The organism is Streptomyces sp. NPDC104307 (assembly GCF_055584045.1).
The window spans coordinates 87,039-110,352 of sequence record NZ_JBVJMU010000002.1 but is presented as its reverse complement, the minus strand read 5'-3'; the positions used below and the strand labels follow the sequence as shown (position 1 = coordinate 110,352).

Annotated in this window: 15 protein-coding genes and 3 tRNA genes; 13 read left to right on the top strand and 5 right to left on the bottom strand. The window is 67.2% G+C overall.

All coding sequences use genetic code 11. From position 1 onward, the window contains the following. Position 1 precedes the first annotated feature (1 nt). From ACZ601_RS07195 to ACZ601_RS07180, 4 genes are all read right to left on the bottom strand, one after another. Positions 2 to 1,933 carry an ABC transporter ATP-binding protein gene (locus tag ACZ601_RS07195; protein ID WP_469534123.1) on the bottom strand — a complete coding sequence of 644 codons (1,932 nt, stop codon included), beginning with the start codon at positions 1,931 to 1,933 and terminating at the stop codon, positions 2 to 4. Continuing rightward, complete coding sequence (locus ACZ601_RS07190; protein ID WP_440576114.1) at positions 1,933 to 3,666, bottom strand: ABC transporter ATP-binding protein; 1,734 nt, start codon at positions 3,664 to 3,666, stop codon at positions 1,933 to 1,935. The genes ACZ601_RS07195 and ACZ601_RS07190 overlap by 1 nt, the downstream gene beginning before the upstream one ends. 168 nt (positions 3,667 to 3,834) lie before the next feature. Further along, positions 3,835 to 5,280, bottom strand: a complete 1,446-nt coding sequence (locus ACZ601_RS07185; protein ID WP_469534120.1) for an FGGY family carbohydrate kinase — start codon at positions 5,278 to 5,280, stop codon at positions 3,835 to 3,837. A 93-nt stretch (positions 5,281 to 5,373) separates the two neighbouring features. Then, entirely contained in the window at positions 5,374 to 5,682 is a 309-nt protein-coding gene (locus ACZ601_RS07180) for a YtxH domain-containing protein (protein WP_440576112.1), read from the bottom strand. 181 nt (positions 5,683 to 5,863) lie between these two features. On the opposite strand from ACZ601_RS07180, the gene ACZ601_RS07175 reads away from it, so the two are divergent. The 12 genes from ACZ601_RS07175 to ACZ601_RS07120 all read left to right on the top strand — a co-directional run bounded on the left by ACZ601_RS07175 (position 5,864) and on the right by ACZ601_RS07120 (position 17,217). Then, positions 5,864 to 5,936: transfer RNA gene (locus ACZ601_RS07175), tRNA-Asn, on the top strand. Positions 5,937 to 5,941: 5 nt separating this feature from the next. Further along, a tRNA-Asn gene (locus tag ACZ601_RS07170) sits at positions 5,942 to 6,014 on the top strand. A 245-nt stretch (positions 6,015 to 6,259) separates the two neighbouring features. Next, a tRNA-Ile gene (locus ACZ601_RS07165) sits at positions 6,260 to 6,333 on the top strand. Between the two features lie 98 nt (positions 6,334 to 6,431). Continuing rightward, complete coding sequence (locus ACZ601_RS07160) at positions 6,432 to 6,884, top strand: hypothetical protein (protein WP_469534116.1); 453 nt, start codon at positions 6,432 to 6,434, stop codon at positions 6,882 to 6,884. Between the two features lie 187 nt (positions 6,885 to 7,071). Next, positions 7,072 to 8,088, top strand: a complete 1,017-nt coding sequence (locus ACZ601_RS07155; protein ID WP_469534113.1) for a LacI family DNA-binding transcriptional regulator — start codon at positions 7,072 to 7,074, stop codon at positions 8,086 to 8,088. Between the two features lie 120 nt (positions 8,089 to 8,208). Continuing rightward, on the top strand, positions 8,209 to 9,486 hold the full coding sequence (locus tag ACZ601_RS07150) for an ABC transporter substrate-binding protein (protein ID WP_469534110.1): 1,278 nt from the start codon (positions 8,209 to 8,211) through the stop codon (positions 9,484 to 9,486). 100 nt (positions 9,487 to 9,586) lie between these two features. Then, positions 9,587 to 10,609: a carbohydrate ABC transporter permease gene (locus ACZ601_RS07145; RefSeq protein WP_469534107.1), complete on the top strand. Its 1,023-nt coding sequence runs from the start codon at positions 9,587 to 9,589 to the stop codon at positions 10,607 to 10,609. A gap of 1 nt (position 10,610) precedes the next feature. Continuing rightward, positions 10,611 to 11,507 carry a carbohydrate ABC transporter permease gene (locus ACZ601_RS07140; protein WP_469534105.1) on the top strand — a complete coding sequence of 299 codons (897 nt, stop codon included), beginning with the start codon at positions 10,611 to 10,613 and terminating at the stop codon, positions 11,505 to 11,507. Positions 11,508 to 11,582: 75 nt separating this feature from the next. Beyond that, positions 11,583 to 13,136: a glycoside hydrolase family 76 protein gene (locus tag ACZ601_RS07135; protein ID WP_469534102.1), complete on the top strand. Its 1,554-nt coding sequence runs from the start codon at positions 11,583 to 11,585 to the stop codon at positions 13,134 to 13,136. A 255-nt stretch (positions 13,137 to 13,391) separates the two neighbouring features. Next, positions 13,392 to 15,104 (top strand): glycoside hydrolase family 13 protein, encoded by a 1,713-nt coding sequence (locus tag ACZ601_RS07130; RefSeq protein WP_469534099.1) that lies wholly within the window; start codon positions 13,392 to 13,394, stop codon positions 15,102 to 15,104. Positions 15,105 to 15,405: 301 nt separating this feature from the next. Beyond that, entirely contained in the window at positions 15,406 to 15,891 is a 486-nt protein-coding gene (locus tag ACZ601_RS07125) for an RrF2 family transcriptional regulator (RefSeq protein WP_469534097.1), read from the top strand. Between the two features lie 102 nt (positions 15,892 to 15,993). Beyond that, entirely contained in the window at positions 15,994 to 17,217 is a 1,224-nt protein-coding gene (locus tag ACZ601_RS07120; RefSeq protein ID WP_469534093.1) for an NAD(P)/FAD-dependent oxidoreductase, read from the top strand. Between the two features lie 126 nt (positions 17,218 to 17,343). On the opposite strand, the gene ACZ601_RS07115 is transcribed toward ACZ601_RS07120, so the two are convergent. Beyond that, the gene (locus tag ACZ601_RS07115; protein WP_469534090.1) at positions 17,344 to 20,061 is read right to left on the bottom strand and encodes an NPCBM/NEW2 domain-containing protein; all 2,718 of its coding nucleotides are present in this window, start codon (positions 20,059 to 20,061) and stop codon (positions 17,344 to 17,346) included. Positions 20,062 to 20,510: 449 nt separating this feature from the next. Here ACZ601_RS07115 and ACZ601_RS07110 point away from each other — a divergent pair, with 449 nt between their 5' ends. After that, positions 20,511 to 23,234 carry an NPCBM/NEW2 domain-containing protein gene (locus ACZ601_RS07110; RefSeq protein WP_469534087.1) on the top strand — a complete coding sequence of 908 codons (2,724 nt, stop codon included), beginning with the start codon at positions 20,511 to 20,513 and terminating at the stop codon, positions 23,232 to 23,234. Positions 23,235 to 23,314: the final 80 nt, after the last annotated feature.

The window sequence follows — 23,314 nt, the reverse complement described above, 5'->3', positions numbered from 1 at the left end:
ACTAGTCGACCTCGGCGACCGCCTGCGCGAACTGGGCCGCGTACAGCCGCGCGTACGCGCCGTCCGCCGCCAGCAGCTCGTCGTGCGTGCCCTGCTCGACGATCGAGCCGTTCTCCATCACCAGGATCACGTCGGCGTCCCGGATGGTGGAGAGCCGGTGCGCGATCACGAAGCTCGTACGGCCGTGCGCGAGCTGCGCCATCGCCTTCTGGATCAGCACCTCCGTACGGGTGTCGACGGAGCTGGTCGCCTCGTCCAGCACGAGTATCACCGGGTCGGACAGGAACGCCCGCGCGATGGTGATCAGCTGCTTCTCGCCCGCGCTGACGCCGGTGCCCTCGTCGTCGATCACGGTGTCGTAGCCGTCCGGCAGGGTGCGGATGAAGCGGTCGGCGTGGGCCGCCCGCGCCGCCTCCTCGATCTGCTCCCGGCCGACCTCGCCGGAGGCGCCGTAGGCGATGTTCTCCGCGATGGTCCCGCCGAACAGCCAGGTGTCCTGGAGGACCATGCCGATTCCGGACCGCAGGTCGGCGCGGGACATCGTCGCGATGTCCACCCCGTCCAGGGCGATCCGGCCGCCCGTCACCTCGTAGAACCGCATCAGCAGGTTGACCAGGGTCGTCTTGCCCGCACCGGTCGGGCCGACGATCGCGACCGTGTGACCCGGCTCGACACTCAGCGACAGGTCCTCGATGAGCGGCTTCTCCGGGTCGTAGCGGAACGAGACGTGCTCCAGCGAGACGCTGCCGCGCAGCTCCTCCGGGTGCGCGCCCTCGCCCTTCGCCGGGTCGGCGTCCTGCTCCTCCGCGTCCAGCAGCTCGAAGATCCGCTCGGCCGACGCCACCCCGGACTGCACCAGGTTCGCCATCGAGGCGACCTGGGTCAGCGGCATGGAGAACTGCCGGGAGTACTGGATGAAGGCCTGCACATCACCGATCGACAGCGCGCCGGAGGCCACCCGCAGCCCGCCGATGACGGCGATCAGCACGTAGTTCAGGTTCGACACGAACATCATCAGCGGCTGCATGATCCCGCTGTTGAACTGCGCCTTGAACCCGGCCTCGTACAGTGCGTCGTTCTGCTCGGCGAAGTCCCGCGCGGACTCCTCCTGCCGGCCGAAGACCTTCACCAGGTTGTGTCCGGTGTACATCTCCTCGATGTGGGCGTTGAGCTTGCCCGTGACCTTCCACTGCTGGACGAACTGCGGCTGCGAGCGCTTGCCCACCTTGGTCGCCACGACCACCGACAGCGGCACCGTCACCAGCGCGACGAGCGCCAGCAGCGGCGAGATCCAGAACATCATGATCAGCACGCCGATGATGGTCAGCACCGAGTTGATGAGCTGGCCCATCGTCTGCTGCATCGTCTGCGAGATGTTGTCGATGTCGTTCGTCGCCCGGCTGAGCACCTCGCCGCGCTTGGCGCGGTCGAAGTACGACAGCGGGAGCCGCGACAGCTTCGTCTGGATGTCCTCGCGCAGCTGGAACACGACCCGGTTGATCACCCGGATCGACAGCCGCGTCGACACCAGCATCAGCAGCCCGGCACCGACGTACGTGATCAGCGCGGCCAGCAGCACATGGCCGATCGCGTCGAAGTCCATGCCCTTGCCCGGGGTGAAGTCCACCTTGGAGAGCATGTCGGCCAGGCCGCTGTTGGTCTTGTGCAGGCCCGCGAGGGCCTGCTCCTTGCTCGTCCCCTCCGGCATCTGCCGGCCGATGACCCCGGCGAACACCAGGTCGGTGGCCTTGCCGAGGATCTTCGGGCCGACCACCGAGAGCGCCACGCTCAGCGCGCCGGCCGCCAGCATCACGTACAGCGTGGTCCGCTCCTTGGCGAAACGCTTGAGCAGCCGCTTCGTGGAGCCCTTGAAGTCCATGGACCGCTCGGTCGGCGCCCCGCCCGCCATCATCCGTCCGCCAGGCCCGGCCATTACGCGGCCTCCGCTTCCGTCAGCTGGGAGAGCACGATCTCCCGGTATGTTTCATTGCCTTCCATCAGCTCGTGATGGCTGCCGGAGCCGACCACCCGGCCCTCGTCCATCACCAGGATCCGGTCGGCGTCGCGGATGGTGGACACCCGCTGCGCGACGATCACCACGGTCGCGGCCGAGGTCTCCCGCAGCAGCGCCGCGCGCAGCGCCGCGTCCGTGGTGTAGTCCAGCGCGGAGAACGAGTCGTCGAAGAGGTAGATCTCCGGTTGCTGGACCAGCGTCCGGGCGATCGAGAGCCGCTGCCGCTGTCCGCCGGAGACATTGGTGCCGCCCTGCGCGATCGGCGCGTCCAGACCGTGTTCCAGACCCTCGACGAACTCCTTGGCCTGGGCGACCTCCAGCGCGTGCCACAGTTCCTCGTCGGTCGCGTCCGGGTTCCCGTACCGCAGGTTGGTCGCGACCGTCCCGGAGAACAGGTACGGCTTCTGCGGGACCAGGCTCACGGTCTTCGCCAGCAGCGCCGGAGCCAGCGTCCGTACGTCCGTCCCGTCGACCAGCACCTGGCCGTCCGTCACATCGAACAGCCGGGGTACGAGACCGAGCAGCGTGGACTTGCCGCTGCCCGTGGACCCGATGATCGCGGTCGTCTCGCCGGGCCGGGCCACCAGATCCACGGACCGCAGCACCGACGCCTCCGCACCGGGGTAGCGGAAGTCGGCGCCCCGGATCTCCAGATGCCCGTGGGCGCGCAGTTCGGTCACCGGATCGACCGGCGGCACCACGCTGGAATCGGTCTCCAGGACCTCCTGGATGCGCTCGGCGCACACCTCGGCGCGCGGCACCATCATGAACATGAAGGTGGCCATCATCACCGCCATGACGATCTGCATGAGGTACGAGAGGAACGCGGTCAGCGCGCCGATCTGCATCCCGCCGCTGTCGATTCGGTGCGCACCGAACCAGACGACGGCGATCGACGACACGTTCACGACCGTCATCACGGTCGGGAACATCAGTGCCATCAGCCGGCCCGTGGACAGCGCCACATCGGTCAGCTCGGTGTTGGCGCCCCGGAAACGCTTCTCCTCGTAGCCGTCGCGGACGAAGGCGCGGATGACCCGGTTGCCGGTGATCTGCTCGCGCAGCACCCGGTTCACCGTGTCGAGCCGCTCCTGCATCGTCCGGAACAGCGGACGCATCCGCTTCACGATCAGGCTCACCGAGATCCCGAGGACCGGCACCACCGCGAGGAGCACCGCGGACAGCGGGACGTCCTGGCCGAGCGCCATGATGATGCCGCCGACGCACATGATCGGTGCCGAGACCATCAGCGTGAACGTCATCAGGATCAGCATCTGGACCTGCTGGACGTCATTGGTCGTACGGGTGATCAGCGAAGGCGCGCCGAACCGGCCGAGCTCACGCGCGGAGAACGACTGCACCCGGTCGAAGACCGACGCCCGGACATCGCGGCCGAGCGCGGAAGCGGTACGGGCGCCGATGTAGACGGCCCCGATGTTGCAGACCACCTGGGCGATGCTGACGACGATCATGGCGCCGCCGTACTGAAGGATGTAGCCCGTGTCGCCCTTGACGACACCGTTGTCAATGATGTCGGCGTTGAGGGTGGGCAGATAGAGGGCGGCGGAGGTCTGGAGCAGCTGGAAGACGACCAGCAGCGCGATCGGCTTCTTGTACGGACCGAGATAGGTCCGCAGGAGTTTTATGAGCACGCGTGTCTCTCGGAGTCGGCGTAGGTCGGGAGTCGACCCATTTTCCGGCACCGCGCACCGCGACCGCGAACGTTTTTATTCAAGTCCAGGTCAAAAAACAGACCCGGTCCATAATTCCTCTGTCGAACATCCTTCCGAAGTCCGGCAGGGTCGCCGAAGGCAGTCCACTCAGCGCGCCGCGTCGAACGCCCCGGGGTGGATCTGGTCCCGCGTCGCCGCGTACTGCTGGCGCACCGCCTTGCCGACCGGCAGCTCCTCACCGGGATCCAGCACCTGCGCCGCCGCGTCCTGCCAGACCGGGGGAGTGCGCGGATCGAGCGCCCCCTGCGAGACGCCGAGCGCCCAGGCCGCCTGCCGGGCCGCACCCAGCGCCGCGTACTGCGCGGGCTCCGGCACGACCACCTGCGTCCCCAGCAGCATCGGTGCGAGCGCCCGCACGGCCGGCAACTCGGCCGCGGCGCCCAGCAGGAACACCCGCCGCACCTCGACCCCGCGGTCGCGCAGCACGTTCAGCGCGTCGGCCAGCGAGCAGAGCATCCCCTCGAACGCGGCGCGCGCGAGGTGCTCCGGCTTCATCGACTCGCGCCGCAGCCCGCTCAGGGTCCCCGCGGTGTGCGGCAGGTGCGGAGTCCGCTCACCCTCCAGATACGGCAGGAGCACCAGCCCGGAGGCGCCCGGCGTCGACTTGAGGGCCAGCGCGGACAACTCCTCCAGCCCCTCCACGTCCAGCATCTCGGCGGTCCCGCGCAGCGCCCGTACCGCGTTCGACGTGTGCACCACCGGCAGGTGCATCCCGGTCGCATCCGCGAACGAGGTGATCATCCCGGTCGGATCGGCCAGCGCCTCGTGGTGCACCGCCATCACGGAGCCCGAGGCCCCCAGCGACACCGCGGCGTCACCGACCCCGACCCCCAGCCCGAACGCCGCCGCCATCGTCTCGCCGGTACCTGCGGAGATCAGCAGCCCCTCCGGCGTCGTCCCGGCCGCCTCGCAGGGCCCGAGCACCTCGGGCAGCGCCGCCTGCCGGCCAAGGGCCAGCTCGACCAGATCCGGCCGGTAGGACTCGCTGCCCGCCGACCAGTAACCGGTCCCGGAAGCCGCGCCCCGGTCGGTGGTCCGCCGCGCCGGGCGCCCCAGCAGCTGCCACACCAGCCAGTCGTGCGGCTGGAGCACGGCGGCGACCCGCTGCGCCATCTCCGGCTCGGCCCGCGCCAGCCAGCGCAGCTTCGACACCGGCTGCGCGGCCTGCGGCACCGCCCCGACCGCCTCGGCCCAGGCCTGCCGCCCGCCCAGCCCGTCGACCAGATCGGCCGCGGCGACCTGCGCCCGCTTGTCGTTGCCGAGCAGCGCGGGACGTACGAGGTTGCCCTGGTGGTCCAGCGGCACGAGCCCGTGCTGCTGCGCGGACACACCGATGGCCTGCACGCCTTCGAGCAGCCCACCGCCCGCCGCCTCACCGAGTGAGAGCAGCCATGCCTGCGGGTCGACCTCGGTGGCCTTCGCCTCCACGGGGTGTGCGGCGTACCCCTGGCGCAGTACGGCACCCGTGTCCGTATCGCAGACCACGATGTGCGTGAAGGCGGAAGAACTGTCCAAGCCTGCGACTATGCCCATACGCAGATTCTGCCGCACCGCCGGAGCATTCCCGCACGGCGGTGCGGCAGAGGTGAGAGACGAGGCATCGGGTGCCTGCCCCGGGTGCCGGCCTCAGGTGTTGGTCGTACCCCAGTCGTCCGCACCGTTGGCACCGTTCGCACCGCGCCCGCGCAGCGAACGCACCCGGTCCGCCACCGAGGCCGGCACCTTGTCGCCGACCTTCTCGCCCACCGCGTGGGCCGCCTTACCGGCGAACTCGCGGCCGCTCTGGGCCGCCGATTCGCAGGTGTTGCGCACGGCCGGGTTCTCGGCGAACTGGCGTGCGGACTTCTTCAGCTGCTCGTAACGCTCCCGCCCGGCACGCGTGCCGAGCACGTAACCGAGGGCCACTCCGGCGATGAACGTGAGCCGGTACCGCATGGCTGCCACCCTTCCTTCACTCCGTGCGACGTGTGCTGCTCGCCTACCCGCGGGCGTCGGAGATCACCCCGGCCGATACCGATTGGCAAAGCACCCCCCTGCTTGCGCTAATGTATGTGTCGCAGCGAACGTCCGCCGCCCGGCATCCGCCAGGCAGGTGCCGTCCGAGGCAACGCAGCAATCCCCTGTAGCTCAATTGGCAGAGCAGCCGGCTGTTAACCGGCAGGTTACTGGTTCGAGTCCAGTCGGGGGAGCGCGATCCCCTGTAGCTCAATTGGCAGAGCATTCGGCTGTTAACCGGAGGGTTACTGGTTCGAGTCCAGTCGGGGGAGCGGAACGGAAGAGGGCCCTGCGGGGTCCTTTTTCGTGTGCCCGAATCCGGTCCCCCGAAGGTCCGGACCCGTGGTGCACGTGGGGCCGGCGTGACTCTTTCGCGTCAACTTCACGTCACCCGGAACCGGGCAGCGAGCAGCGCGGTCTTCATGGTCACGAGTACCCGGGCACCCGGAGCGAGAGATCGTATGACCGGCTATGCTGCGGCAGACGACGCGTACACATGTACGCGCCACGCCGAAAAGGGGCGGTAGCTCAGCCGGTTAGAGCAGCGGACTCATAATCCGTCGGCCGTGGGTTCGAGTCCCACCCGCCCCACTCCAGCAGAAACGTCGTGACCTGCGAGGCAGTTCCGCGATCCCGTCAACGGTCACGGACAGCAATGGCCGCCGGGGTGGTTCAAAAGGGTTGTGAAGGTGGACGTGGACGAGGCATCGACTGCTCCGTCGGTATGGCGGATCCCGCCCGTGCAGATCGCCTTGCTGATCCTCCTCGCCTGCCCCTGTGCCGCGGTCAATGTCTACGGGCATCCGTCCGCGGTGCTTCGGGTGGTGACACTGGTTGTCGGCGCGGCGGCCATGGTGACGGCGTTCGTGGCTGTGCGGATGTACCTCGCTGTGGACGACGAGGGTATCGCCGTCCGTTTCATGCGTCGTGAGCACTGGCTGCCGTGGTCCTCCGTCCAGCAGGTCGATGTCGTCGGCGGTGTCCGGGGTTCGGACACCATTCGGTTTGTCCGCGCCGACGGAACGTGCGTCGATGTGCCGCCCTCGCTGCTGCAGCCGTCCCGTCCGGTTGGCAAGCCCGCCGCCAAGCGCCTTCTCCGGGATGCCGCACGTCGGATCGAGTCGCGGCGTCCCCCGGCCTGAGAGGGACCTTCGCGGCGCGATGCCACGAGCCAGGGACCGCGGACACCGGTAGTGCCTGGCTACACTTGCCCCACTGACGGCGCCACGAGGCGTGCCGACCGGACCGGCCTCTTGCCGGTGGTCATGGTGCGGGGCTCGGGATGGAAGGGGAACCATGTCCCGCAGCTCGGGTGCCAAGTCTCCCACCATGGTGGATGTGGCACGTCGCGCCGGTGTCTCGCCCAGCACGGTCTCCTACGCTCTGACGGGCGCCCGGCCCATCTCGGAGGCCACGCGGGAGCGGATTCAACAGGCGATGGTCGACATGGGGTATCGGCGCAACGTCTTCGCGCGCGGGCTGAAGAGCAAACGCAGCCACATCATCGCGGTGCTGTTCCCCAAGGACGAGCGGGGGATGAACCTCGGCTCCATGGAGTACATCTTCGGTGCCTCCGATCACGCCCAGAACCGTGGGTATCACGTCCTGTTGTGGACATCCAGGGTGGATGAGCTCGACGACCTCGCCGGACTCGCGCAACAGGGGCTGGTGGACGGAGTGCTGCTCATGGAGGTGCGCCTGGAGGATCCCCGCATCGAGGTCCTCAAGACTTCGGAAGTGGCCTTCGCCATGCTGGGACAGAACGTGGACCCCGGCGAATTGGACTACGTCGACACCAATTTCGACCAGTGCGCGCGGCTGGCCGTCGAGCACCTTGTGCAGCAGGGTCACCGGAACGTCGGCTTTGTGCACCAGGACGCGGCGACCATCGAGTCCGGACGCGGCAACGCGATCCGGTTGCGCGACGGCATGCGCCGGGCGGCGCAGGACGCGGGCATCGCGCTGACAGCGCTGACGTGTCAAAGCCACCTGGCCGGCGGTCGGCAGGCCTTCGCCGAGCTGCTCGCCGCTGATCCGCGGACGACCGCCGTGATCGCGTTCAACGAGCAGGCCGTCCCGGGCATCATGGCCGCCGCTGTCGAACGTGGCTTGCGCATCCCCCTGGACTTCTCCGTGGTGTCCATAGACGTGCCCGAGCAGGCGGCCCTGATGATGACGCCGACGATGACGACCGTGGGCCCATGCGCTGCCGCCATGGGCAGGGCGGCAGCGGAAACGCTGATCCGCCGCATCGAGGGACAGCAGCTCGGGACCCCCTCGCAGAAGCTGTTCGACGGCGAACTGGTGACGCGGTCCAGTTCCGGGCCTGCTCCCGTCGGGCGCTGAGCCGTTACCGACCCGCAACGCACGCCGAGTTTCTGACCATTGACACCTCTCCTGAGAGCGTCTTAACGTGCTCGAAACGCCGTCGAATCGTATCGATGACCGTGAGGAAAGGGAGCGTTCATGGGAGTGCGGAGGAGGGCAGCCGTAGCAGGCCTGCTCAGCGCGATGTTGGCCGTGGCCGGCTGTGGGAACGACGGCAGCAGCTCGACGCACGAAGTGGACGCCCGTGGCCCGATCACGTTCGTCACGCAGAAGGACAACAGCGGCGTCCTGCCGTTCATCGCCGACAAGTGGAACAAGGCGCACCCCGGCGAGAAGGTGACGATCAAGCAGCAGAGCGACCAGGCCGACCAGCAACTGTCCGATTTCGAGCAGCACTTCCAGGCGAAGGATCCCGGCTACGACGTGATCACGGTGGACGTCGTGTGGACGGCCGAGTTCGCGGCCAGGGGCTGGATCATCCCGCTCACCGGTCAGCACAAGCTGGACACCAGCAAGCTGCTGCCGGCGACGGTCACCTCGGCGACGTACAACGGCAAGCTGTACGCGGCGCCCTACGGAGCAGACGGCGGACTGCTCTACTACCGGACCGACTTGACGAAGAAGGCACCCACCACGTGGGACCAGCTGACCGGCGCCTGCAAGGGCAAGACCACCGCCGGCACCATCACCGGCGCCAAACCAGCCTGCTACGCCGGTCAGTTCGCGAAGTACGAGGGCTTGAGCGTGAACGCCGCCGAGGCGATCAACGCCGCCGGCGGTTCGATCGTCGGCCGGGACGGGCGCAGCGCCACAGTCGACTCCGCGCAGTCCTCCGCAGGCCTCGACTTCCTCGTCAAGGGCTTCAAGGACGGATACATCCCGAAGGAGGCGCTGGGCTTCCAGGAGACCCAGAGCCTGAACGCCTTCGAGTCGGGCCAGCTGATGTTCATGCGTAACTGGCCGTACGGCGTCGCCGTCCTCAACGGCAAGGGCTCCAAGGTGAAGGGCAAGTTCGCGGTCGCCCCGCTGCCGGGCCCGTCGGGGCACGGCGCGTCCACTCTGGGCGGCCACAACCTGGGCATCAGCGCGTACTCCAAGCACAAGGCGACCGCCCTGGACTTCCTGAAGTTCATCGAGTCCGACACGGTCCAGCGCAACAACCTCACCGTCGGCACGCTGGCGCCGGTCCTCACCGCGATGTACAGCGACCCGGCACTCACCGCCGAGTTCACCTACCTGCCCGACCTGCTCAAGAGCATTCAAACCGCCGTGCCGCGCCCCATCACGCCGTTCTACCCGGGCGTCACTGAGGCGATCGAGACCAATACATACGCGGCACTGCAAGGGCAGATGTCCACTCAGCAGGCGCTGAAGAGCATGCAGGCGGCGATCAAGTCCGCGACTGCCGGAGGCTGAGCCCGGCAGGGGCCGACAGGCCGGCGCGCCCGGACAGGAACACCGGCCGGCATCCGGCCGCGATCACACATCGAACGGCGCAATACCGCAAGGAGAAGCCATGACCCTAACCGGTCAGGGAGAACAACAGGTCGTCAAAGACCACAGAGGCGACAGCAGCCGTACCAAGACCCGTCGAAGCGCCCTCAACCGCCGCGAGACGCAACGTGCGTACATGCTCATCGCGCCCACACTGCTTCTGCTGGCTCTCATCGTCGGCTACCCCGTCGTCAAGGCCGTCTACCAGTCGTTCCTGACCGACCCGGGCCTGGATCAGGCGACCGGGATGTTCAACAGCGGCAACGCGTGGTTCGGACTCCACAACTACACGCACTGGCTTCTGGAGCGGTGCGCCACCTCCGGAGGCGGCTACACCGCCTGCCCGAGTGGGTCCCTGGGTGCGCAGTTCTGGAGTTCGGTCGGGGTCACCGTCGGCTTCACGGCTGCGGCTTGCACCCTGGAAACCGTGATCGGCATGGTGTTCGCCCTCGTGATGCACCGGGCCTTCCGGGGACGCGCGATGGTCCGTGTCGCGATTCTCATCCCCTGGGCGATCCCCACCGCCGTCACCTCCAAGCTGTGGCAGGTGATGTTCGACCCGCAAGGCATCGTCAACACGATCCTTGGCACCCACTACGCCTGGACGTCCTCCCTGTGGCCGGCCCGGTCGGCGATCGTCATCGCGGACACCTGGAAGACGACACCGTTCATCGCCCTGCTGATTCTGGCCGGTCTGCAGAACATCCCGGACGAGACCTATGAGGCTGCGAAGATCGACGGGGCCAACGCGTGGCGGCGCTTCACCAGTGTGACCTTGCCGCTGGTCAAGCCGGCCCTGGCGGTCGCGGTCATCTTCCGCGTACTGGACACGCTGCGGATGTACGACCTGCCGAAGATCCTCACCGGTGGCGCCAACGGTACGACGACGAGTTCCGTCCTTGTGGTCAATCAGCTCACCAAGGGCGTCAACTCGGCTTCCGCGCTGTCCACGATCACCTTCGTGTTCATCTTCGTCATCGCGTTCGGACTGGTCCGACTGTTCAACGCCAACCTGCTCGGAACACAGGCAAAGGGGGTGAGGTGAGATGGCGAGCACCACCGCCGCCGCGGCGCGCACGGCCGGACCTTCCGTACTGTCGCGACGGCGGGGTAGGGCCAACTGGGGCACCTTCGTCACCGTTGCGACCACAGTGATCATTCTGGTGTGGTGTCTGGCACCGTTCTACTGGATGCTCGTGCTCTCGTTCCGGGACAGCGCCTACACCTTCTCGACGGATCTGTGGTTCAGCCACGTCACGCTGGACAACTTCAGATACGCGTTCAACGCGGACTACAACCCTTTCGCGCAGTCCCTGCTCAACAGCCTCATCATCGCAAGCGTGGTCACCACCCTGTCGATGGTGATCGGCGTCTTCGCGGCGTACGCGCTCGCCCGGCTGTCCTTCCGCGGCAAGGGTCTGGTGCTGGCGGCGATCCTCGGAGCCTCGATGTTTCCCGGCGTCGCGATTCTCACGCCGCTGTTCCAGCTCTTCAGCAGCTGGCACTGGCTGGGGAGCTACCAGGCGCTGGTCCTCCCGCAGATCTCCTTCTCGCTGCCGCTGGCCGTCTACACACTGAGCAGTTTCTTCGCGGACATGCCCTGGAACCTCGAAGAGGCAGCCCGGATCGACGGTGCCACGCCCGGACAGGCATTTCGACTGGTCATCCTGCCGCTGGCCGCCCCTGCCCTGTTCACGACGGCCATTCTGGTCTTCCTCGCATCCTGGAACGAGTACCTGCTGTCCAGCGTGCTGTCCAACGGATCGGCCTCGGTGGCGCCGTCGACAGTGGCGATCGCGAACTTCACAGCCGGACCCCACATCGTCCCGTACACCCAGACGATGGCCGCGGGACTCATCGTGACGGTCCCGCTGATAGCGGTCGTACTGCTGCTCCAGCGGCGCATCGTCAGCGGCCTGACCGCAGGCGGCGTCAAGGGCTGACCGGCCCGCACCCGACGACCCTGACATCTCGTCTCTTCCACACCCTGCACCTACGAACACAGGGAGCCACAGTCCATGAGGAACCGAACCCGCACCGTACGCGCGACGGGTGTCGTCGCCGCGTTCAGCCTGCTCACCACTGGTCTTCTCGCCGGTACCGCGACAGCCGGCACGGCATCGACGTTCCAACAGCCCGATCTGATCCGGAGCATGAACTCCTACCTCGGCAACTACTACATCAACGGGGGTGACTTCAAGACCGATCTCTCCAACGAAACCGCCATCCACTTCTGGGAGGCATCCTTCGACCGCCAGACTCTGACCGACGCCTCACGACTGACCGGTCAGTGGAAGGACAAGATCAGCGAGGCCTACTACCGGTACGAGAGCACCCACTCGGCTGATCGCTTCGGCAATCCCAAGTCCTGGATCGGCAACGATACCGACTGGAACGACGACTACTCCTGGGCGACTCAGTTCGCCCTCGACGCCTATGAGGCCACGGGCGATCAGCACATGCTCGACCAGGCCAAGTGGCACCTGGAGTTCTTCTACAAGAACTTCTACGACGACGTCCACGGCGGCGGATTCTGGCGAGAGCGCGCTACCCAGGACCAGAAGGACGTCCCCTCGAACGGCTTCGGGATAGCGGCAGCCGAACTGGCGCGCTACTACCCGCACGCCAAGGTCCACAACATCCCGATGAACACGGACAAGACCTACCTGCAGATCGCCCAGGACACCTACAACTGGCTGAAGAGCAGCTTCCTCCGGCCGGACGGCGGCATGGAGAACTCCTTCTCCGGCCGGGACTGGGATGACAACCTCTACACCTACAACGCAGGTGTGTTCCTGGAGTTGGGTGCCAATCTCTACGATCTGACCAAGGACAAGACCTACCTCACCGATGGCAGGAAGGTTGCCGACTTCGCGAAGAGCCACTTCACGACCGGCAGCAAGCAGATCATCGTCAACGAGGACGACGCCGGCGGCAAGGGCCTCTACCGGCCCGACCCGGTCGACAACTACGAGATCGTCTTCAAGGGCATCTTCCTGCGCGGACTGTCCAGGTTCATCACACTGGGCAAGCAGACCGAGTACATCGACTGGCTCCGTGACAACGCGCAGTCGTCCTACGACCACCGCAACGGCGACCTGCCCTCGGCCACGTTCGACCAGACTCTGACGAACGGACGCTCCACCGGAGTGGCCTCGGGGCTCGCGGCGATGACGTACACCCTCGCGGCCCACAAGCTCTCAGGCAGGATCGAAGCGGAGACGGGCCAGAAGTACGGCACCGGAAGGAACGAGTCGGCTTCGCACGCATCGAACGGCCAGCTGGTCGGCAGTCTCGACAAGCCCGGAGCGGGCATCGAGCTCCGCAACCTCTCGGCAGCCCGCTCGCTCACGTTCAGGACGGCCAGTGCCGATACCCGGCCCCAGCTGAGTCTCTACGTCAACGGCCGCTTCGTCCGCAAGGTCAGGTTCCCGGACACCGGGAACTGGAACTCCAGCTTTTCCCGCACCACGGTGCCGGTCTCCGTTCCCGACGGAGCAACGATCAAGCTCCAGTTCAACCCCGGTGACAGCGCCGCGAACATCGACAGCGTGACGCTGTCCGGCTCGTAGAGCGGCACTACGTCCTTCTCGGATGCCGCATACGCCAGGAGCGTCGTTCAGCAGGCGGTCGGCCCGCCGTCGACAGGCGTGACGGCGGGCCGACCGCGGGCCCCACATACGAGGCCTGTCCCAGAATCTCCTGACGTTCGGCCGAGCCCGCCCCGGCCCCATGAACGTGTTCCCACAGAAAATCACGCTCTGCCATAAACGTGCTGCACTGTCGTCATTTTCAGTACGTGGCGGCGGAGCCACGAAAGGACCCCGATGGACCCCTGGTGGAAGAGCGCTGTCGTTTATCAGATCTACCCACGCAGTTTCGCGGACGCCAACGGTGATGGTGTGGGTGATCTGCGCGGAATTATCAACCACCTCGACCACCTGGCCGGCCTCGGCGTGGATGTCCTGTGGTTGTCACCCATATATCCGTCCCCGCAGGACGACAACGGTTATGACATCAGTGACTACCAGAATATCGATCCGCTTTTCGGTGATCTTGCCACTTTTGACGAACTCATCGAGGGCGTGCACGAGCGTGGCATGAAGCTGATCATGGACTTGGTGGTCAATCACAGCTCCGACGAACATCCGTGGTTTCTCGACAGCCGGGCAGAAAAAGCAGGTCCGAAGCGGGACTGGTACTGGTGGCGGCCGGCCCGCGCAGGAATGGAGCCCGGAACGCCCGGCGCCGAACCGACCAACTGGACAGCGGCGTTCGGCGGATCGGCGTGGGAATTCGATGAGGAGACCGGCGAGTACTACCTGCATCTCTTCTCCCGCAAGCAACCCGATCTCAACTGGGAGAACGTGGAGGTCAGGAACGCGATATACACGATGATGCGGTGGTGGCTGGACCGAGGTGTGGACGGGTTCCGCATGGACGTGATCAATCTGATCTCGAAGGACACGTCATTGCCGGACAGCCCCGTGGCGAGCACCAAGGTCTTTCCGGACAGCGCGGCCGGATACGTCAACGGACCGCGCGTCCACGAGTTCCTCAACGAGATGCACAGTGAAGTCTTCTCCGGCCGCGACGACACGGTTCTGACCGTCGGCGAGATGCCCGGGGTGACCGTTGAGGAGGCCATCCGGTTCACCGATCCCCGGCGGCGGGAGATTGACATGGTCTTCCAGTTCGACCACGTATGGGCCGACCGCGGTCACGACCCCTGGAAGCTCATCCCCCTGCAGCTCACCAACCTCAAGGCCATACTCGGCCGCTGGCAGGCAGGGCTGGCCGAGCAGGGGTGGAACAGCCTCTACTGGAACAATCACGACCAGCCCCGAGCCGTCTCGCGGTACGGCGACGACAGCCCCGCCCATCGCGTGGCCTCGGCGAAGATGCTCGGCACCGTTCTGCACCTGCACCGCGGTACGCCTTACGTGTACCAGGGTGAAGAGATCGGGATGACGAACTATCCCTTCGGAGAAATCGACGACTTCAGGGACATCGAGTCGATCGGACAATACGCGGAGGCGGTCGAGCAGGACGGTCGCTCCCCCGAGGAGGTACTGGCGGTACTCCGCTCCAGGGGCCGGGACAACGCCCGAACGCCGATGCAATGGGATTCCTCGGCGCAGGGCGGATTCACCACCGGGAAGCCATGGTTGCCCGTCAACCCCAACTACGTGCATATCAACGCCGCCGCCCAGCACGACGACGCCGATTCGGTTTACCGATACTATCGTCGGCTGATCGAGCTTCGGCACACTGAGCCGGCAGTGGTCAACGGAGACTTCACCATGCTCTTGCCGGAGGATGAGCGTCTTTATGCTTTCACCCGCCGCCTGGACGCCACCGAACTCCTGGTCATCGGAAACTTCACCGATCAGACAGTAAAGGCAGAGATCCATGACGCCACGTGGTCGTCGGCCGAACTGCTGCTGACGAATCTCCCCAACCCGCCGGCCGATCTCACCTTGGCACCCTGGCAGGCAGTGATCTACCGCCGCACGGTCCCTCACTGGAGCCAGTCATGAGACGAGCGACGCAGAGGACGGCGTCGGACTCTGCGCGCGGCCGATCCTGCGCCTGCGCAGGGGCATCGGCTTCCCCGGCCCGTTGATGACGGCGCCCGCCGGGCGGATCGGCCGGGGTGCCTCGCAGATGTGAGTCCGCCGTGTGGCCGGGAGGCCGCGCGGCGGACCGTTCGGCAGCGGGCAGCTCCCGAATGCCGGCCATGTGCGGGTGGATGTCGCAGTCGCAATCACGGGGGGTGCGCTCGTCCGCACGGGGCGCCGCGTTTGACCTGGTGCAATCTGGACGTCTAGTGTCCTGGTTATGCGGATGAGTCAAGGTGTCGAGTGGGCGGTACACACCCTCATCAATCTCGGGTGTCTCGATGACGACGAGCCGGTCTCCACGACTCGCCTGGCGTCAGGACACGACCTGCCGCGCGCCTATCTCAACAAGCAGCTTCAGCAGCTTGTGAAGGCGGGCCTGCTGGAATCCGTCCCCGGAGCGCGTGGCGGATTCCGCCTGGCTCGGCCTCCGGAGGCGATCACCCTCTTGGACGCGGTGGATGCGATCGAGGGGGGTGGCGCGCTTTTCCGGTGCACCGAGATCCGCCAGTGCGGCACCATCGGCGCGCGCGGCGCTGGCGGGGACTTCTCCGTGGCGTGCGCTGTGAAGAGTTCCATCGGCCTGGCCGAGCGGATGTGGCGGGAGACATTGGCCGGCCAGACCATCGCCGCCATTCAGGCGGAGGCGCTCGCGCACGCGCCAGGCATGGCGTCGGCGGTCCGCCACGCCTACGGGCGCGACTGACCACGGCTCCCTGCCCCGGGGTGGACGGCCGTCGGCCGTCGCCCGTTGTTCGACACATATGACGCGCGGTGATACCGCGCCTGTTTCAGGAGATGAATCTGGATGAAAAATATCCTGGTTATTGGTGGTGGCTTCGCCGGAGTGTGGAGCGCCGCGGGAGCCGTCCGGACGGCTCGCGAGCACGGCATACCGGAGTCCGAACTGCGCGTGACCGTGGTCAGCGCCGGTGACGACCTCGTCATCCGTCCCCGGCTCTACGAGGCCGACCCGGAGGGCATGCGGGTCGCCCTGGACCGGGTGCTGGGCCCGATCGGGGTCCGGCGCGTCGCCGCGACGGTGACGGGCATCGACACCGAGGCGCGGCAGGTGACCGCGATCGGCCGCGACAGCCGGCCGCTGTCCCTGGAGTACGACCGTCTGGTCCTGGCCGCCGGAAGCCAGGTCGTGCGCCCCGGACTGCCCGGCGCGGAGCGTCTGTTCGACATCGACACCATGACGGCCGCGGCGGAACTCGACCACCACATCCGCCGTCTCGCGCAACGCCCCGCCACCGAGGGCCGGTTCACGGCCGTGGTGATCGGCGCCGGGTTCACCGGCCTGGAGATCGCGACCGAACTGACCGCACGAATCGCCGAGTCGGCACCCGCCGACCGGTCCGGCGAGGCACGCGTGGTCCTGGTGGAGCGTGCCGATGCCCTCGGGCCTGAGCTGGGCGAGGGTCCGAGGCCGCACATCGCGGGCGTGGTCGAGGGCCTGGGCATCGAGCAGCGCCTCGGTCGTACGGTCGAGCGGATCACTGAGGACGCGGTCACTCTGTCGGACGGCGAGGTGATCCCGGCCGCCACGGTCATCTGGACCGCCGGCATGTCGGCCAGCCCGCTGACCGCGGCCATTCCCGGCACGCGGGACCGGATCGGCCGTCTGGAGGTCGATCCGTACCTGCGCGTCGTGGGCGCCCCCGAGGTGTACGCGGCGGGCGACACCGCGGCGGCCGAGGCGGAGCCGGGGCACTTGGTCATGCAGAGCTGCCAGCACGCAGTACCGCTCGGCAAGTTCGCCGGGTACAACGTGGCCGCCGACCTGCTCGGCCTGGAGCAGGCGCCGTTCACCCCGAACCCGTACGTCACCTGCCTCGACCTCGGCCCGGCGGGCGCCGTCGTGACCGCAGGATGGGAGCGCCAGGTCCAGATGACCGGCGAGGACGGGAAGCAGCTGAAGCAGCAGATCAACACCGACTGGATCTACCCGCCGGTGGACGATGCGGAGACCATCCTGAAGGTTGCCGACCACCGCACCCCCTGGCCGCCGGAGGCCGTCAACGCCTGAGCCGCCCCGCCCTGGAGCGCACCCGGTCCCGAGCGCCGATGGTTTGCGCGATCTGCCGGTTCTGCGGGGCCTCCTGGCTTCGGTGCGGCCTCGACTGCCGCGGCCGCACCGAAGCCAGGGCTGTGATCAGCTGGAGCAGGTGAGCTCGGGCATGGCCCAGTCTCCGTGGTCGTAGGCGTTGCCGTCCCCGGCGTCGCCCACGACGAGGTCGAGCATCTGTACGCCCGTGACGTCGGCGCTGATCTGCTGGGCCGGATCGCCGCCCTTGACGGTCTCGGTGGTGGCGAGCGTCTTGCCGTCGCCGAGCACGCTGAAGGTCATCGTGCCCGATTCGCCGGCGTCGGCGTCGTTGCCGACGGTGGCGCTGAATTTCGAGCAGTTGCCGCCGAGGTAGATGGCGGCGTCGCTGACCGAGTTGGTGCCCAGGCCCTTGGGATAGACGGTCTTACCGATGGTGAGCGGGGCACCGTCACCGGCGTTGGTTCCGCCGACGGACTGGTTGCGTTCGACTGGCCCCCAGCCGTTGGTGGCGGAGACGAAGTCGAGATCGCTGACGTTGTTGGCCCCCGTCGGTGGAGGCGGGTTCGTGACGCTCAGCCGGGTGTCCCGGCGCAGCCATTGAGCGACTCCCTTCTGGGCGAATGTGGCTGTGGCGGTGAGGGTTACCTCGGACTCCTTGTCGGTGGGTGCGGTCAGCGTCCAGTGCGCGGACAGGCTCTGACCGGGCTTGACCTCGCCGAAGACCTGCGGCTGGGTGTCGAAGGTGAACCCGGGTGCGGCCAGGGTGAGGTTGACACCCTCCGCGGCCTTGGCGTGCTTGGGCACCGAAACCGTCGTGGTGACGGTCACGGACTTGCCGCGCTCCACTTTCGGTGCCGACGTGTCCACCGCCAGCGATGCCGAGGGGCTGGACGCGCGGGTGGTCCTGAAGGAGAGGTTGTCGAACTGGTCGGTGTCGTACGACGTGAGTCCGAGTCCGCCCTGGCCCGTGGTGTAGGTGCTGTCGACGGCCACACCGATGTCCTTGCCGTCGACCGAGGCGGTGATCGTCGAACCGCTGAAGGACAGCCCCAGCCTGTGCCACCTGCCGGTGCCGAGCGCGGTGGTGGTGGACCGGGTGAGGACGGTGCGGTGCCCGTCGGCATCGCTCTTGAGGAGCGTCCATGCGCCGGTGTCGCTGATCTGGAAGTAGTAGCCCTGCTGGTGGGACTGCGGCCGGTTCTGGGTGCCCGCGCGTCCGATCAGCTCGACGGTTCCGGGCTTGGCCAGTTCCACGTCGGACTGCATCGAGTAGTCCGTCCAGGTGGGGTCACCGACCAGGGTGAAGGCGTCGCTGTCGTCCTGCCATTCGATGGGCTTGACGGGGGCCATCTGCTGAAGGCACGAGCCCCGGCGTCCGGCGGCGCACTTCTGTACCTCGAAGGAGCCCTGCATGTCCGACACGTATTTCGCTTCGGTGCCGGCCGGGTAGCGGTCGAAGTCGTCCGCGTAGGGAAGAGCGAGCGGGTGGGCGGACGGCGCGGTCGCGGTGCCCTTGCCCTGACCGCTGGTGGTGGTCACCGTGTAGATCCAGCCGGGCTCGGCCGACAGGGAGTACGTTCCGTCGGCGCCCGGGGTGATGTCCTGGGTGTGAATGAAGTCGGTCGAGTGGCTGGGGTTGTTGACGTTGGTCGCCCAGACGTGGACCGCACCTGTGGACAGGCCGCCCTTGACGGCGAAGTTCACGGTCTGCTTCTTTGTGGCCGTGGTCGTCTCCACCACGGTGGAGTAGTCGTGGCCCTGCGGCGACTTCATCGTGATGTAGCTGCCGTTGGACTCGCTGCCGCCGAGGTAGCCGGACGCCTTGTCGATGAACTGCCAGCCGGGCTGGGCGAACTGGGTGACGTGGGCGGTGGCCCAGGTGTTCTCACCGATGCTGTAGTTGCCCGACCAGGGGGAGTTCGCGGTGGCCAGACCCACAGTGTTGTAGGGCAGGTTCGAATAGACCGACGCGATGAGCGGCCAGTTGAAGAAGCTGGTCATTTTCGCGTCGGTGTAGCCGCGGGTGATGGCGCGGATCAGGGCGGGCGCTCCGGTGTCCATGTCCTGGGAGCCGTTCTCGCTGTCCCAGAGCGGTTTCCCGTTGTCCCTGGCCGTGGCGGTGCTCTGACAGGTGTGGGCGTTGCCGCCGTCCCCGCCCTCGCACGAGTAGTGGGTGCCGATGATGGAGACGGCGTCGTCGAATGCCGGGTCGTTCGCCATGTCGTCGGCGACGCCCCACCCTGAGTCGTCGGCCACGAGTTTGATCTTTCCGTAGCCGGCCTTGTCCAGCGCCGCACGCAATTGTACGAACCAGTCGGCGTCGTGCCCGCGCTCGTTCCAGCCGCCGAGGTAGCTGATGTCCAGCCCGTGCTGCTTGGCGCAGCCGAGCCAGGAGATCAGGTAGTTGATGGTGTCGGTGGACCAGAAGCCGTCTTTGATCCAGCCCGGCGCAGCCCATGCCAGCCCGTACAGCCCGATCTCCGGGTTGCGGGCCCTGGCCTGCTCGGCCAGCCAGAACTCGTAACCGGCGTCGCAGTTGACCGTGGAGCGGGAATGCTCGATGGAGGGCTCGGAGCCGTCGGTGGAGTTGGCGTCGCCTCCGATCTCCAGTTTCAGCAGCTGCAGGTTCGCCCCGTAGCCGGGCTTGAACATGTAGTCCAGGATCTGCTTCTGCTGCGCGGCGGGATAGTCGGTCAGCAGACGGGAGTTGCCCCCGCCGCCGCTGATCGCACCGATCCCGTCGAATGTCCGTCCGCCCTGGGACCCGTCCACGGTGATGGACGTGTCAGGAGCGGCACTGGCCTGGGTGGTGCCTGCGGACATGAGAGCGGCAAGTAGTACAACCACCCACAACGGTGTGAGTCTGCGCAAATTGGGCATGAGTCAACCCTTCGCTGGGACTTTTTGTTGCACAGTGTTGGTTGATGTCTGTTCGAGCGTCAATATGCGTGCGCTATGAAAATAAATACGCACGACCCTCGGCTCCTGCGGGCCCGAGCCCCACTTGCGGGCCCTCCTCTTTGCGTGACCGTATCCGCGCGTCCGCGCCCCAGAACGCCAATCAAGTAACGGAGTTGACGGGCAACGGACCTCAGGAGGTCACCACAACGAGATCGGACCAGGTTCTTGACGCGCATGTGGAGATCCGGTGCTATGTGATGGAAATCCTTTGAAAAAGTTCGTCGCTGTTCACTGGCGGCCGCCGAGCCCGCGATGAAAGCCCGGTCCGGTCAGCTCCGGCGGAGTTCGGTGACCCAAGGCAAAGGACGCACATGCGACAAGCACGTGAAAGACTCCGGCGGGCGGTGACCGGCGTGGCCCTGTCGGCGCTACTGGGCAGCGGAATGGTCGTGGCGACCGCCGCGCCGTCCCCCGCAGCGCAGAACCCCGCGGGTACCTGGACGGTGAACGGTCCCGGCCGGTCGGCGCTCGACGCGGAGCTCGGCCTCGACTCCGCGGGCGAACTGCACCTCGCGGTCGACAGCGGCGACGCGCCGGTGCTGCTGCCGGGCCGGCTCGGAATCCGCACCGACCGACATGACCTGACGACGGGTCTGCGGCTGGTCAGGATGCGGGAGCACACAGTCCACGAGTCCTACCGGACGACTACGGGCAAGCAGTTGCGGCGTTCGGCCACGATGCGGGAGGCGACGTTTACCTTCCGTGGCACGGACGGCGCCCAACTCGGCGTGGTGGTAAGGGTGTCGGACGACGGCGTCGCCTACCGGTACCTGCTGAACGAGCACGGGCCGTTGACCGTGAAGGGTGAGGCCTCCACGTTCGAGGTACCCACGGATGCCAGGGCATGGGTCCAGCCGTACACGTCGAGCTACGAGACCGAGCGGACCGAGGCCACCGCGGGCACGGCCAACGCGGCGACGCCCAAGAAGTGCACCGGCGACACCTGCTCCTTCGGCTACCCGACGCTGTTCGAGGTGGGGAGCAGCTATGTGCTTCTGACGGAGGCGGACGTCGACGGCCAGTACTCCGGCAGCCATCTCGACCACGCGGACGGCGCCTCCGGCTACTCCGTCGCGCTGGCGGAGAACGCGCCGGTCACTTCGCAGGGACCATTGGCGACACCGTGGCGCACGGCGATCATCGGCAGCCTGGACACGCTGGTCGGCTCCACGCTCGTGGACGACCTCGCGCCGCCCTCGAAGATCAAGGACACTTCCTGGATACGACCTGGCATGGACGATTGGTCCTGGCTGAGCGACGGTTCCAGCCCCAGTGACTTCGACCGGCAGAAGGACTTCGTCGACTACGCAGCCGGCCACGGGCTTGAGTACACGCTGGTGGACGCCGGATGGCAGGAGAGCTGGGTCCCGGAACTGGTCCGCTACGCACGGGCCAAAGGCGTCGACGTGCTCCTGTGGTTCGCCTGGAGCGACCTGAAGACCCAGGTGCAGCGTGACACCTGGATGACGAAGCTCAAGGCGTGGGGCGTGGCGGGCGTCAAGGTCGACTACATGGACTCCGACTCCCAGTCCACCTTCCAGTGGTACGACGCGATCCTGAAAGACACCGCGAAGTACAAACTCATGATCGATTTCCACGGTGCGACGATCCCCCGCGGCCTGCAGCGCACGTGGCCGCAGATCATGAGCGTCGAGGCGGTCCGCGGCGAGGAGAACGGTCAGAACCCGACCCGCGACATCTTCCTCGCGTTCACCCGCAACATCGTCGGCTCGATGGACTACACCCCGACATGGTTCTCCCGCCCGGACCGTCAGAACTCGCCGGCGCACGAGCTGGCGCTTCCCGTGGTCTACGAATCCGGCTGGACCAGTCTCGGCGACAACCCCGAGGGTTTCGCCGCTCAGCCGGTGGCCGAGCGCTACATCGACCAGCTCCCCACCATCTGGGACGAGACGCATCTGGTCTCCGGCGGACCCGGTCAGCAGCCGGCCGGTGACCGGCAGGCAGTCATCGCCCGCCGCAGCGGGGACCGCTGGTTCGTCGGCGGAATCCTGGCGGGTGCGAGCGACACGATGAAGGCGCCCCTCACTTTCCTCGGCAAGGGCAAGTGGCTGGTGGAGATCATCGGGGACGACGGTGGCCAACTGCGGCGCACCGTACGCACGGTGACCGCCAAGGACACCCTCACCGTCCCCGCGGTGGCCAACGGCGGCTTCGTCGCGGTGGCCTGCGCCGCTACCAGGGGCCGCGCCGACTGCGACCAGCCCATCGTCACGGCGCCCGCCACCTCGCTGGCCCTCACTCCGGCGTCCGCGACCGCGGGCCCCGGACAGGACGCGGGGATCGACGCGGCGTTCGTGCTTCCGGAGGGCCCCGCTCTGCACGGCGTGCGGATGGCGCTCGACCGTGACCGGCTGCCCGCAGGCTGGACCGCCACCGGCCGGGACGTCACGGCCGGCTCGCTCAAGGCGGGCAAGGTGCTCAACGGCCACTGGACGGTGACGGTCGGCAAGGACCAGCCGGGCGGCCAGGTGGAGGTACCCGTGGTGGTCACCTACGCCAACCCGGCCGGAAGCAGGGCCCCGACCGTCCACGTCGAGGCGGTCGTGAAGGTCTCCGTCCCCCTGCACGGCACGATCTACGCCAGTGACCAGCCGTTCCTCATCGCGGCCAACGGCTACGGGCCCGTCGAGCGTGATCAGTCCAACGGCGAGGCCGGCGGACAGGACGGAAAGCCGCTGACGATTGCCGGGACCGTGTACGCCAAGGGGCTCGGCACGAACGCCCCGGCCCGGGTGCAGATCGACGTCCAGGGCCGCTGCACCCGCTTCGAGGCCCATGTCGGCGTCGACGACGATGCCACCGGGCACGGGAGCGTCACATTCACCGTCCTCGGCGACGATGGCCGTCAGCTCGCGGCCACTGGTGTGATCCGCGGCGGCGAGAGCGCGACCGATGTGACCGCCGACCTCACCGGTGTGCACGCCCTCACCCTGGTCGCCGGTGACGGCGGCGACGGCAAGAACTACGACCACGCGGACTGGGGACTGGCTCAGATCACCTGCGCGGACTGACACAACTGACACAGAGGCACGCGCAGGCAGTACGCGGAGGCGGTAGACGGAACACACCTCTGCACGCTGTCCCGTCACCT

Coding starts and splice junctions, on each gene's coding strand:
- ACZ601_RS07195 (WP_469534123.1), bottom strand. CDS start 1,933: ATGGCCGGGCCTGGCGGACGGATGATGGCGGGCGGGGCGCCGACCGAG.
- ACZ601_RS07185 (WP_469534120.1), bottom strand. CDS start 5,280: ATGGGCATAGTCGCAGGCTTGGACAGTTCTTCCGCCTTCACGCACATC.
- ACZ601_RS07180 (WP_440576112.1), bottom strand. CDS start 5,682: ATGCGGTACCGGCTCACGTTCATCGCCGGAGTGGCCCTCGGTTACGTG.
- ACZ601_RS07155 (WP_469534113.1), top strand. CDS start 7,072: ATGGTGGATGTGGCACGTCGCGCCGGTGTCTCGCCCAGCACGGTCTCC.
- ACZ601_RS07150 (WP_469534110.1), top strand. CDS start 8,209: ATGGGAGTGCGGAGGAGGGCAGCCGTAGCAGGCCTGCTCAGCGCGATG.
- ACZ601_RS07145 (WP_469534107.1), top strand. CDS start 9,587: ATGACCCTAACCGGTCAGGGAGAACAACAGGTCGTCAAAGACCACAGA.
- ACZ601_RS07140 (WP_469534105.1), top strand. CDS start 10,611: ATGGCGAGCACCACCGCCGCCGCGGCGCGCACGGCCGGACCTTCCGTA.
- ACZ601_RS07135 (WP_469534102.1), top strand. CDS start 11,583: ATGAGGAACCGAACCCGCACCGTACGCGCGACGGGTGTCGTCGCCGCG.
- ACZ601_RS07130 (WP_469534099.1), top strand. CDS start 13,392: ATGGACCCCTGGTGGAAGAGCGCTGTCGTTTATCAGATCTACCCACGC.
- ACZ601_RS07125 (WP_469534097.1), top strand. CDS start 15,406: ATGCGGATGAGTCAAGGTGTCGAGTGGGCGGTACACACCCTCATCAAT.
- ACZ601_RS07120 (WP_469534093.1), top strand. CDS start 15,994: ATGAAAAATATCCTGGTTATTGGTGGTGGCTTCGCCGGAGTGTGGAGC.
- ACZ601_RS07115 (WP_469534090.1), bottom strand. CDS start 20,061: ATGTCCGCAGGCACCACCCAGGCCAGTGCCGCTCCTGACACGTCCATC.
- ACZ601_RS07110 (WP_469534087.1), top strand. CDS start 20,511: ATGCGACAAGCACGTGAAAGACTCCGGCGGGCGGTGACCGGCGTGGCC.